This window comes from Amycolatopsis magusensis, from assembly GCF_017875555.1.
GTDB lineage: Bacteria > Actinomycetota > Actinomycetes > Mycobacteriales > Pseudonocardiaceae > Amycolatopsis > Amycolatopsis magusensis.
This window is the reverse complement of the sequence record NZ_JAGGMS010000001.1, coordinates 4,322,501-4,334,885: the sequence shown is the minus strand read 5'-3', so window position 1 is coordinate 4,334,885 and position 12,385 is coordinate 4,322,501. Positions and strand designations below refer to the sequence as shown.

Sequence of the window (12,385 nt, the reverse complement as noted above, 5' to 3'; positions counted from 1 at the left end):
GCGAAGCCCGCGTTCAGGCAGTCGAGTCACACACTCAGGCACCTGAGTCCTGCATCCGCGACCACGAACCCCACATCCGCGAGCCCCAGCCCCCGGCCCCAGGCCCCAGGCCCCAGCCCACCCCCTCCAGCACACTCCCGCGGCTCAGCACAGCCCAAGGCCCACCCAGCCCCTCCCCATCCCCGGTCCTCAGCCAAAAACACGGCGGGGACTGCGTTGTCCAGGCATCTCTCCCGCCTTGACAACGCAGTCCCCGCCGTCGTCACACTGAAAAACCGGGGTGACCGAACCCCCCTCAACTACCGTCGCGATTGACCCCCGGAGCCGGGCTCTGCGCGTTGCCGGCGATCCCGTATCGCCCCGCCACGCCGTCGAGTTGTTCCCGTAGCGCCAGTACGGTCACCACCCGCCCCGCTGCCGTGTCCACATTGTCCACAGTGGACAGGATTGACGTGGCCGAGGTGTCCGCCCGCACCACGCCCAGCGCGCCCGCGCCCTCCGTGGACGCCAGGTCCCCGGCGAGCACGGTGCCCGCCCCCGACCGATCCAGTTGCGTGGCGAAGCGGGCCAGGGTCGCGGCCCGGTCACCCGCGCCGTCCCCGGTGGCCTTGCCGCCGACCAGGACCACGGCTTCCTGCGCGGGCTTCACGTCACCGGCGGTCTTGATGAACCCACCATCGGACAGCCCGCCCAGCGCCGCCGCCAGTTCGTCCGGAGTGGACTGTGGCTGCGCGGAATCCTTGTTCAGCAACAGAGTCGACCCGAGCAGCGCACCGGCCAGCGTGCCCGGGTCGCCCGCGGTCGGGAAGCTCGCCCCGGCGGGCTGCAGCCGGGTGACCACCTGGCGCAGCTGATCCGCCTTCGCCGGGTCGGCGAACGACTCGGTCAGTTGCACCTCACCGGTCACCGCGGCGCCCGACTGCCCGATCAGCTCCTTCAGCGCGTCCCGGTCGGCAGGCTTCGCGCCTTCCGTGGTGACCAGCACGACCGACCGCTGGTCCAGCTGCCCCCCGACGATCTTCGGACCCACCGAACCGGCGAACGCGTCCGAATCCCCGAGACGCGCGGACAGCGCATTCCGCTCCGCCTCCAGGTCGGAGACTCTGCGGCCCAGCTCGGCCTTGTCGTCCGACAGCCCGGACAACAACGGGCCGTTCAAAGCGGTCGAACCCAGCACCACGCCGACAGCCAGCGCCAGGAAGGCCGCGGCCAGCGAAACGATGTGATAGCGCAGAGAAATCACGTGAAGAGCCCCTTGACCCAGTTCATGAAGGACCGCCAGGTATCGGTGATCCAGTCGAGGTAGACCTCACCGGCGTCGGAGACCAGCAGCGCGGCGGCCACCACCGCGAGCGCGGCCAGCAGCAGGAAAATGATCATGCCGCCGGACACCCGGCCGCGGTGCAGCGTGGCCACCGCCTTGCCGTCGACCAGCTTCGTGCCCAGCTTGAGCCGGGTGAGGAAGGTGGACGGGTTCGACCCGGACCGCCCGTGGTCGAGGAACTCGCGCAGCGTGGCCTGGAACCCGACGGTGACCACGAGGCTCGCCTCGTGCGCGTCGGCCAGCAGCAGCGCCAGGTCCTCGGCGTTGCCCGACGCCGGGAAGGTGACCGCGCCGATGCCGAGGTCCTGGATGCGGGCGACGCCGGGCGCGTGCCCGTCCGGCTGCGCCGGCACCACCACCTCGGCCCCGCTCTTGAGCGTCCCGGCCTCGATGCCCAGCGGGTCGCCGACGATCACGTCGGGCGTGTGCCCCTGCGCGATCAGCGTGTCCGCGCCGCCGTCGACCCCGATCAGTACCGGCCGGTGCTCGGCGATGTACTTCTTCAGCTTCTTCAGGTCCTCGACGTGCCCGTTGCCCGCCGCGACCACCAGCACGTGCCGGTCACGCAGCGACATCCGCAGTTCCGGCACGCCGACCCCGTCCAGGATCAGCGTGCGCTCGCGGCGCAGGAATTCGATCGTGTTCGCCGAGAAGGCCTCGAGCTGGGTGGACATCCCGGCCTTGGCCTCGATCATCTGGTCGGCCACGCTTTCCCGCGTCTGACGGGCACCCGAGGCGACCTTGCGGTCTCCGATGTAGACGGTGTCCTCGTGCAGGCGCAGCTTGCTGCCGTCCTTGAGGTTGCGCAGCACCGAACCACCGACCGCGTCGATCAGCGGGATCCCGGCGGCGAGGAGTATTTCCGGCCCGAGGTTCGGGAACCGGCCGGAAATGGACGGCGAGGCGTTCACCACGCCGGCGACCTCGGCGCGCACCAGCGCGTCCGCGGTGGCCCGGTCCAGGTCGAGCTGGTCGAGCACGGCGATGTCACCGGGGGAGATCCGGCGGAGCAACTCCCTGGTGCGCCGGTCGACCCGCGCCACCCCGGTCACGCCGGGACGGGTTTCGTCGTTCCGCGAGAGCAAGCCGGTGAGCTTCATGGCAGCGATGGTGACAAACGCGCCCGTGCGCGGGCAGCCGCCACGCCGGTGCGTATTTCGGGAATCCAACGATCGGTGTGCGAATCGACCCCGCGTGTCCCCCACAGCGGGGACCAAACACTATTTCGTGCGCTTTTTCTTCGATCCTTTCCCGCCTTCGCGCGGGAGCCGGGTGAACGAGTACTTGTCCGCGTCGGCGGCGGCGAGCAGTTCCTCGGCGTGCGCGCGGCCGGTCTCGGTGTCGTCCATGCCCGCCAGCATCCGGGCGAGTTCGAGCACCCGTTCGGACTGCTGCAGGACTTTCACCCCGCTGCGGGTGATGCCGTCGGACATGCCCTTGTCCACCACGAGGTGCCGGTCGGCGAAGGCGGCCACCTGCGGCAGGTGGGTCACCACCAGCACCTGGTGGCTGGTCGCCAGCCGGGCCAGCCGCCGCCCGATCTCCACCGCGGCCCGGCCGCCGACCCCGGCGTCCACCTCGTCGAAGACCAGCGTCTGCACGGTGTCGGCGTGCGCCAGCACCACCTCGATGGCCAGCATCACGCGGGACAGCTCACCGCCGGACGCGGCCTTGTGCACCGGCAGCGGCGGCGCGCCCTTGTGCGCGCGCAGCAGCAGTTCGACCTCGTCGACCCCGTCCGGCCCGGCGTGCACGGTGCGGCCGTCGACCACCAGCGCGTGCGGGTCGGACTCGTCGACCTCGCGCACGCCGACGGTCACCTCGATCTGCGCCTGGCCCATCGCCAGCCCCGCCAGCTCGGCGGTGATCTCCCCGGCCAGTTCCGCCGCCGCGACCTCGCGCGCGGACGACAACCGCGCCGCGTGCGAGGCCAGTTGCTTGGCCAGTTCGTCACGGCGCGCGGCCAGTTCGCCCAGCGCCTCCTCGGAAGTGTCCATCGTGGACAGGCGGGCGCGGGCGTCCTCGGCCCAGGCGAGCACGCCGTCGATGTCCGCGGCGTACTTGCGGATCAGCTTCTTCAGCTCGGCCTGCCGGGCCAGCAACTGCTCCAGCCGCGCCGGGTCGGCCTCCAGCGATTCGAGGTAGCTGCCCAGTTCGGTGCCCACGTCGGCGAGCAGCACGGCGGCCTCGGCCAGCCGCGGCTCCATGTCCCGCAGCACCTGGTCCTCGGCGCCGGCCAGCCGCCGCTGCGCCTCGCCGACCAGGCCGAGCGCGCCGGGGGCTTCCGAATCGCCGTCCTGCGCGCCGGAAACCGCGTGGTGCGCTTCGGTGGCCGTCGCCCGCAGCTCGTCGATCGCGGACAGCCGCTTGATCTGCTCGGTCAGCTCGGTGTCCTCGCCGGGCACCGGCTCGACGGAAGTGATTTCGGTGAGGCCGAGGCGCAGCATGTCGGCCTGCTGGGCCAGCTCGCGCGACCGGCTGGTGCGGTCGGTCAGCTCGGCGACCACGGACTGCCATTCCTCGCGAACGGCTCGGTACTGCTCCAGCGGCCCGGCGACCGCGTCACCGGCGAACCGGTCGATCACCGCCCGCTGCTCGGCCGGGCGCAGCAGGCGGAGCTGGTCGTTCTGGCCGTGCACGGCCAGCAGCTGCTCGGACAGGTCACCCAGCACGCCGACCGGCACCGAACGGCCGCCCAGGTGCGCGCGCGAGCGGCCGTCACTGGCCACCGAACGCAGCGCGATCACCCCGCCGCCGTCCTCGACCTCGGCTCCGGCGTCCCCGATGATGTCCAGCGCGACCTTGCCGGTTACCCCTTCGAAACGGCCCTCGACCAGTGCCTTCCCGGCACCGACGCGGACCTTCGACACCTCGGCACGTCCTCCGGAGAGCAGGTGCAGCCCGGTGACCACCATGGTCTTGCCCGCACCGGTCTCCCCGGTGACCACGGTGAATCCCGGGTGCAACTCGAGCAGGGCGTCCTCGATGACCCCGAGGCCCTGGATGCGCATCTCGGCCAGCACACCCCCAACCGTAGTGCCCCCTCCGGACGGCGCGCGCCCGGCACTCGCAACGGCGGTGAAGTTCCTGGCGGAAACCGGTGGAAACGGGCCGTCAGCGTGGTTGGTCGCGCGCCGGGTCGCGTTCGCGCCAGCCCTTGACCGGCAGTTCGAACTTGTGCACCAGCCGGTCGGTGAACGGGCCGTCCCACAACCGCGCCAGCCGCACCGGCACCCGGCCCGCGACCACGCGCACCCTGGCGCCCCGCGGCAGTTCGATGTGCCGCAGCCCGTCGCAGGTCAGCACCGCGGTGGAGCCGTTGGGGTCGATGCCGACGGTGATCACCGAGTTGCGCGAGACCACCAGCGGCCGCGAGAACATCGCGTGCGCGTTGCTCGGCACCACCAGCAGCGCCTCCACGTCCGGCCACATGATCGGGCCGCCCGCGGAGAAGGCGTAAGCGGTGGACCCGGTCGGGGTCGCGCACAGCACGCCGTCGCAGCCGAACGACGACACCGGGCGGCCGTCGACCTCGATCAGCGCGTCCAGGATCCGCACCCGCGAGCTGCGTTCCACGCTGGCTTCGTTGAGCGCCCAGGTGCGGGCCACGATCTCGCCGTCGACGGCGACCGTGACGTCCACCGTCATCCGTTCCTCGACGCGGTAGTGGCCCTCGACCACCCGCCGCACGGTCTCCTCGATGGCATCGGAATCGGCCTCGGTCAGGAAGCCGACCCGGCCCAGGTTCACCCCGAGCACGGGCACGCCCGCCGGGCGGGCCAGCTCGGCCGCGCGCAGCAGGGTGCCGTCGCCGCCGAGCACGAACACCAGCTCGGTGCCCGCCGCCGGGTCGTCCTCGGGCGCGATCACCGTGCAGTGCGGGTCGTGGCCGTCGGCCTGGATGAGCTGGCGGACCTCCTCGTCGGCCACCCGCAGCCGGATCCCGGCCTCGGCCAGTTGCGCGGCCACCTCGCGCGCCGCGCCGGCGGTGGCGTCGCGATCGGGGTGCACGACAAGCAGAACCTCACGCCGAAGCGTCACGAAGGACCCTCCTGAACCGCGGTGCGGACCAGCTGATCCACGTCCACAGCCGACTCGGCGGCCTCACGCCGCAACCAGATGAAGAATTCGACGTTGCCGGACGGGCCGGGCAACGGGCTGGCGACCACGCCGTGCGTGACCAGGCCGAGCTTGGCAGCTTCGGCGGCCACGGCGAGCACGGCTTCGGCACGCAGGTCCGGATCGCGCACGACACCTCCGCTGCCGAGCCGGTCCTTACCGACCTCGAACTGCGGTTTGACCATCGGCAGCAGATCCGCGCCGGGGTGCACGCAGTCCGCGAGCGCGGGCAGCACCAGGCGAAGGGAGATGAAGGACAGATCGGCCACCACCAGGTCGACCTGGCCGCCGATCAGCTCGGGGGTCAGGTTGCGCACGTTCGTCTTGTCGAGCACGACCACGCGTTCGTCGGTGCGCAGGCGCCAGTCGAGCAGTCCGCGGCCGACATCGGCGGCGACGACCTGCGTGGCACCGCCGCGAAGCAGCACGTCGGTGAAACCGCCGGTGGAGGCACCGGCGTCCAGGCAGCGCTTGCCGTCGACGGTGAGCCCGCCGGATTCGAACGCCTCGAGCGCGCCGAGCAGTTTGTGCGCACCGCGGGAAGCCCAGCCGGGGTCGTCCTCGTCGCGCACCACGATCGCGGCGGCGGACTCCACGCCGGTGGCCGGTTTGGTCGCGACCATGCCGCCGACGCTCACCTTGCCCTCCGCGATCAGCGAACTCGCCTGCTCACGGGAGCGGGCGAGGCCGCGGCGCACCAGCTCCGCGTCGAGCCGTGCCCTGCGGGCCATCGGCGTCAGACCTTGTCGATGCTGGAGAGCGCGACGGTCAGCTCGGTGTGCACGGCGTCGAAGCGCTCCACGTGCTCGGCGAGCGGGACGCGGTCCAGCTCGGCCAGCCCCGACACCGCCTCGTCGATCCCGGCACGCGGGTCGATCTCCGGCGGCTGCGGCTGCTGTCCCGGCGGTCCGGGCACCGGACGCGGGAAGGGGTGGTTCTGCTCCTGCACCCCACAACGCTAACGGATGAGGCCGAGTTCGTTCAGCGCGGCCTCAGCGGTGTCGTCGAGCGGCTTGACGCCGGTCACGCCGGTTTCCCACGCGGTGGCGCACAGCGCACGCAACAGGTCGGTCGCGTCGCTGCCGCCGGTGCTCCGGACCGCGAGTTCGCCCTGTTCAGCGGCGATCTCCCAGCCCGGCTTCGGCGCGATCAGCGTCTCCTCGGCGGAGTTGCGCAGCCCGGTGATGTCGGCGGTCAGGAACCGCGCGCGCTCGGCGGGGACGGCGGCGATGAGACTGGCCGGGGTGTCCACGCCGGTGAGCACCACCAGCGCGTCGAGCCCGGCCGCCACCGCACCCGCGATGTCGGTGTCGAGGCGGTCCCCGACCACGAGCGCTTTGCCGTGGGCCGCGGTGTGCATGAGCGGCGCCTCGGGCTTGCCCGCGACCACCGGCTCCTGGTCCGTGGCGGTGCGCAGCGCGGCGACCATCGACCCGTTGCCCGGCAGCAGCCCGCGCTCGGCCGGCAGCGTCTTGTCGACGTTGCTCGCCACCCACAGCACACCACCGCGGATCGCGATGCACGCTTCGGCGAGGTTGGCCCAGCCGGTGTCCGGCGAATGCCCCTGGACGACGGCCTTGACCTCGTCGGAGTTCTCGCGCACGGGCCGCAGCCCGACGGCTTCGACCTCGTCGCACAGCGCCTGGGCGCCGACGACGAGCACGTGCGCACCGGCGGGAAGCCGCTCGGCGAGCACCCTGGCGGCAGCCTGGGAGCTGGTGTGCACCTCGTCGGGCTGGGCGTCGATGCCCATGCCGTTGAGGTGCTCGGCCACCGCGGCGGGGGCCTTGGAGGCGTTGTTCGTGACGAACCGCACCGCCGTGCCGGCCGCCCGCGCCTCGCCGATCACCTCCGGCGCGCCGGAGATCACCCGGGCGCCGTGGTAGACCGTGCCGTCGAGGTCGAACAGCAGCGAGTCGTAGGCGGCCAGCAGGGCGTCACTCACCTTCGGTCTCGCCTTCTTCGCCCTGCCCCAGCTCGGCCGCGCGCTCGGCGGCGTCGGTCTGCTCGTCCTCGTCGGCCTCGGCGGCGTGGAGGAACCAGCGGATCGCCTCGTCGCGACGGCCGGCGGCGACGAGGTTGTCGGCGTAGGCGTAGAACAGCCGCGCACTCCAGGGCTCGCGCTTGCGGGCGTCGAGGTCGTCGCCCTGCAGGGAGACCACCGCGGCTTCGAGCTGCCCGAGGTCCCGGCGAGCCCCGGCCGCGACGATCTTCAGCTCGATCTGCACGTCCCGCGGCAGGCGGCTGCTGTCGACCTCCTTGGCGAGGTCCAGCGCCCGCTCGGGACGGCCCAGCGCCCGCTCGGAGTCGGCGATGATCGCGATGTGCGAGTCGGTGCGCGTCATCCGGCGGACCGCGCGCAGCTCGGTGAGCGCCTCGGCCCACTTGCCGGAGTGGTAGGCCACGAGCCCGAGCGCTTCACGCACGATCGGCACGCGGGCGGCCTTGGCCTTGGCGTACTTGGCGTGTTCGAAGGCGGCGTCGGGATCGGTGTCGATCAGCCCGCCGGCCGCGACCAGGTGCTTGCCGACGGTCTCGGCCAGCCCCTTCGGCAAGGTCCGCAACTCCCGGCGAGCCTCTTCGTCGAGGTCGGAGAAGTCGATGCCCTCGGGGAGTTCGGGGGCTTCGAGCAGTTCCCGCGCCAACTCCGCGTCATCCACTTCGCGCGGCTTGAAGTCGGCATTGCGGTGCTTGGAGACACCTTCACGAGGCTTGAAGCCGCCGCCCTCGCGCGACTTGTAGCCGCCACGATCCTCACGGGGCTTGCCACCTTCGCGCGGCTTGTAGCCTTCGCCGCCCTCGCGGGGCTTGTAACCGCCGCGGTCCTCGCGCGACTGGGAAGCGCCACGGTCGTCACGTGACTTGTAGTCGCCACGATCCTCGCGGGGCTTGTAGCCACCGCGGTCGTCGCGCGGCTTGAACCCGCCGCCACGGTCGTCGCGGGACTTGAAGCTGCTGCCACCTTCACGCGGCTTGTAGCTACTGCCACCCTCGCGCGGCTTGTAGCTGCTGCTGCTGCCTTCGCGTGGCTTATAGCTGCTGCCACCCTCACGGGGCTTGAAGCCACCGCGATCATCACGGGGCTTGTAGCTACTGCCGCCTTCGCGGGGCTTGTAACCGCCGCGATCGCCGCCGGACTTGTAGCCGCCGCGGTCCTCCCGAGGCTTGTAACCGCCCCGGTCGTCACGGGACTGGTAGCCGCCACGGTCGTCGCGCGAGCGGGAACCGCCGCGATCGTCACGGGACTGCGAGCCACCGCGATCATCGCGTGACTGGTAGCCACGATCCTCGCGCGGCTTGAACCCGCCACCGCCTTCACGCGGCTTGAAACCACCCCGGTCCTCGCGCGGCTTGTAGCCGCTACCGCCCTCACGGGGCTTGAAGCCGCCACGGTCTTCCCGGGGCTTGTAGCCACCCCGGTCGTCGCGGCCGCCTTCACGCGGCTTGTAGCTGCTACCGCCTTCGCGGGGCTTGTAACCGCCGGACTTGGAGTCGCCGCCCTCGCGGGGCTTGTAGCCGCCACGGTCGTCGCGCGACTTGTAGCTGCTGCCGCCTTCACGCGGCTTGAAACCACCGCGGTCGTCGCGCGGTTTGTAGCTGCTGCCGCCTTCACGCGGCTTGAAACCACCGCGGTCATCGCGCGACTTGTAGCCGCTACCGCCCTCACGGGGCTTGTAGCCACCACGGTCTTCGCGGGGCTTGAACCCGCCGCCGCCCTCGCGCGGCTTGAAACCGCCACGGTCATCGCGCGGCTTGTAGCCGCTGCCACCCTCACGGGGCTTGTAGCCACCGCGATCGTCGCGCGGTTTGTAGCCGCCGCGGTCTTCGCGGGGCTTGAACCCACTGCCGCCCTCGCGCGGCTTGAAGCCGCCGCGGTCGTCCCGGGGTTTGTAGCTGCTGCCGCCTTCGCGGGGCTTGAAGCTCTTCTGGCCGCTGGCACCGCCGGCGCGGTAGCCGCCGGTCCGGTTGCCGCGGGCCGCTTGTCCGCCGCCCTGCTGCTTGCCACGGGGACTCGAGTCGCGCCGCCGCGGGCGACCGTCCTCGCGGTCGCCCTCAGAATCGCGCCGACCGAACTCGGACACCTGTCCTCCTAGCAGAGACCTCGAAAGTGGGAAAGGCCCACACGGGGGCCAGCACACAACTGTATCTGGCCTGCCCCGCCACCTCATCGGCGCGGTAGCTCAACGGCACTGAACAGCAAGAAAGCGGGGTCCCAGCCATCTCTGGCTGGAACCCCGCTCCCTGAGTTGAGTTCGGCGGCGTCCTACTCTCCCACACCCCTTCGAGTGCAGTACCATCGGCGCTGGCAGGCTTAGCTTCCGGGTTCGGAATGGGACCGGGCGTTTCCCCGCCGCTATAACCACCGAAACACTACGAAACAAACACACAAGTGTCATTGACGTCTCTGATGTGGTGTTTCAGAGCCGTAGAGTGGATGCGAAGCGTCTTTGTAGGCAAGTCCTCGGCCTATTAGTACCAGTCAACTCCACACATTACTGCGCTTCCATTTCTGGCCTATCAACCCAATCGTCTTTTGGGGGCCTTAACCCACAAAGGGGTGGGATACCTCATCTAGGAACAGGCTTCCCGCTTAGATGCCTTCAGCGGTTATCCCTTCCGAACGTAGCTAACCAGCCATGCCACTGGCGTGACAACTGGCATACCAGAGGTTCGTCCGTCCCGGTCCTCTCGTACTAGGGACAGCCTTCCGCAAGTATCCTACGCGCGCGGCGGATAGGGACCGAACTGTCTCACGACGTTCTAAACCCAGCTCGCGTGCCGCTTTAATGGGCGAACAGCCCAACCCTTGGGACCTACTCCGGCCCCAGGATGCGACGAGCCGACATCGAGGTGCCAAACCATGCCGTCGATATGGACTCTTGGGCAAGATCAGCCTGTTATCCCCGGGGTACCTTTTATCCGTTGAGCGACACCCCTTCCACCAGGTGGTGCCGGATCACTAGTCCCGACTTTCGTCCCTGCTCGACCTGTCAGTCTCACAGTCAAGCTCCCTTGTGCACTTACACTCAACACCTGATTGCCAACCAGGCTGAGGGAACCTTTGGGCGCCTCCGTTACTCTTTGGGAGGCAACCGCCCCAGTTAAACTACCCATCAGGCACTGTCCCTCACCCAGATCATGGGCGTAGGTTCAGATTCCCAATCCGGCCAGAGTGGTATTTCAACAACGACTCCACACCCACTAGCGTGAGCGCTTCACAGTCTCCCACCTATCCTACACAAACCGAACCGAAAACCAATACCAAACTATAGTAAAGGTCCCGGGGTCTTTCCGTCCTGCCGCGCGTAACGAGCATCTTTACTCGTAATGCAATTTCGCCGGGCCTGTGGTTGAGACAGCCGGAAAGTCGTTACGCCATTCGTGCAGGTCGGAACTTACCCGACAAGGAATTTCGCTACCTTAGGATGGTTATAGTTACCACCGCCGTTTACTGGCGCTTAAATTCTCAGCTTCACCCCCGAAGGGATTAACCGGTCCTCTTAACGTTCCAGCACCGGGCAGGCGTCAGTCCGTATACATCGAATTACTTCTTCGCACGGACCTGTGTTTTTAGTAAACAGTCGCTTTCCGCTGGTCTCTGCGGCCACCCACCCCTAGCCCGTAAAGGACTTCAGGATGTTTGGCCCCCCTTCTCCCGAAGTTACGGGGGCATTTTGCCGAGTTCCTTAACCACAGTTCACCCGATCGCCTTGGTATTCTCTACCTGACCACCTGTGTTGGTTTGGGGTACGGGCCGTGCACGCACTCGCTAGAGGCTTTTCTCGGCAGCATAGGATCACTCTACTTCACCTCAATCGGCTACGCATCACGTCTCAGCCTATTGCCATGCGGATTTACCTACATGACGGCCTACACGCTTACACCAGTACTACCATTCACTGGCGGAGCTACCTTCCTGCGTCACCCCATCACTTGACTACTACAGAATCAGGCCCCACGCTCCACAACACAGATCCATCCGAAGACTTCACCATGCGCTTTGGGTGGTTAGTATCAACTGCCTCATCAGGGACGCACGTGCTCGGGTACGGGAATATCAACCCGTTGTCCATCGACTACGCCTGTCGGCCTCGCCTTAGGTCCCGACTTACCCTGGGCGGATTAGCCTGGCCCAGGAACCCTTGGTCATCCGGCGGCAGAGTTTCTCACTCTGCATTCGCTACTCATGCCTGCATTCTCACTCCCACACCCTCCACCGCTGGTTTACACCGCGGCTTCCCTGGATGCAGGACGCTCCCCTACCCATCAACACGACTAGATGCTCATCCGAAAACAAGCACCGATCTATTGTGTCAATGACACAGCTTCGGCGGTGTGCTTAAGCCCCGCTACATTGTCGGCGCAGGACCACTTGACCAGTGAGCTATTACGCACTCTTTCAAGGGTGGCTGCTTCTAAGCCAACCTCCTGGTTGTCTGGGCAATCCCACATCCTTTCCCACTGAGCACACACTTAGGGGCCTTAGCTGGTGTTCTGGGCTGTTTCCCTCTCGACGACGAAGCTTATCCCCCGCCGTCTCACTGCCGCACTCTCACCCACCCGTATTCGGAGTTTGGTTGACTTCGGTAACCCGGTAAGGCCCCTAGGCCATCCAGTAGCTCTACCCCGGATGGGAAACATACGACGCTGCACCTAAATGCATTTCGGGGAGAACCAGCTATCACGGAGTTTGATTGGCCTTTCACCCCTACCCACAGCTCATCCCCTCAGTTTTCAACCTAAGTGGGTTCGGGCCTCCACACCGTCTTACCGGCGCTTCACCCTGGCCATGGGTAGATCACTCCGCTTCGGGTCTAGACCACGCGACTCAAAACGCCCTATTCAGACTCGCTTTCGCTACGGCTACCCCACACGGGTTAACCTCGCCACGCAGCACTAACTCGCAGGCTCATTCTTCAAAAGGCACGCCATCACTTATTA

At 68.2% G+C, this 12,385-nt stretch carries 8 protein-coding genes and 2 rRNA genes (1 of these 10 only partly in view); all 10 read right to left on the bottom strand.

The genetic code is table 11. The features are described from left to right. Positions 1-295: 295 nt before the first annotated feature. Positions 296-1,243, bottom strand: coding sequence for a copper transporter (locus JOM49_RS19450; protein WP_209665702.1), 948 nt, complete (start codon positions 1,241-1,243; stop codon positions 296-298). Further along, entirely contained in the window at positions 1,240-2,424 is a 1,185-nt protein-coding gene (steA, locus tag JOM49_RS19445; protein WP_209665701.1) for a putative cytokinetic ring protein SteA, read from the bottom strand. Before steA ends, JOM49_RS19450 begins: the two co-directional genes overlap by 4 nt. 120 nt (positions 2,425-2,544) lie before the next feature. Further along, on the bottom strand, positions 2,545-4,347 hold the full coding sequence (gene recN, locus JOM49_RS19440) for a DNA repair protein RecN (RefSeq protein ID WP_209665700.1): 1,803 nt from the start codon (positions 4,345-4,347) through the stop codon (positions 2,545-2,547). A 91-nt stretch (positions 4,348-4,438) separates the two neighbouring features. Next, a complete protein-coding gene (locus tag JOM49_RS19435; RefSeq protein WP_209665699.1) occupies positions 4,439-5,365 on the bottom strand; it encodes an NAD kinase in 927 nt (308 codons plus the stop codon). Beyond that, positions 5,362-6,174, bottom strand: a complete 813-nt coding sequence (locus tag JOM49_RS19430; protein WP_209665698.1) for a TlyA family RNA methyltransferase — start codon at positions 6,172-6,174, stop codon at positions 5,362-5,364. The genes JOM49_RS19435 and JOM49_RS19430 overlap by 4 nt, the downstream gene beginning before the upstream one ends. A gap of 5 nt (positions 6,175-6,179) precedes the next feature. Then, entirely contained in the window at positions 6,180-6,359 is a 180-nt protein-coding gene (locus JOM49_RS19425; RefSeq protein WP_209671350.1) for a hypothetical protein, read from the bottom strand. A 42-nt stretch (positions 6,360-6,401) separates the two neighbouring features. Then, a complete protein-coding gene (locus JOM49_RS19420) occupies positions 6,402-7,388 on the bottom strand; it encodes an HAD-IIA family hydrolase (RefSeq protein WP_209665697.1) in 987 nt (328 codons plus the stop codon). Further along, positions 7,381-9,525, bottom strand: a complete 2,145-nt coding sequence (locus JOM49_RS43045) for a tetratricopeptide repeat protein (protein WP_245369380.1) — start codon at positions 9,523-9,525, stop codon at positions 7,381-7,383. The genes JOM49_RS19420 and JOM49_RS43045 overlap by 8 nt, the downstream gene beginning before the upstream one ends. Before the next feature lie 169 nt (positions 9,526-9,694). Continuing rightward, positions 9,695-9,811 (bottom strand): 5S ribosomal RNA (rrf, locus tag JOM49_RS19410). A gap of 82 nt (positions 9,812-9,893) precedes the next feature. Then, a 23S ribosomal RNA gene (locus JOM49_RS19405) occupies positions 9,894-12,385 on the bottom strand; it runs 624 nt beyond the window's last position.

What these genes read in the sequence shown, in the direction of transcription:
- steA (WP_209665701.1), bottom strand. Translation starts at nt 2,424, where the DNA reads ATGAAGCTCACCGGCTTGCTCTCGCGGAACGACGAAACCCGTCCCGGC.
- JOM49_RS19430 (WP_209665698.1), bottom strand. Translation starts at nt 6,174, where the DNA reads ATGGCCCGCAGGGCACGGCTCGACGCGGAGCTGGTGCGCCGCGGCCTC.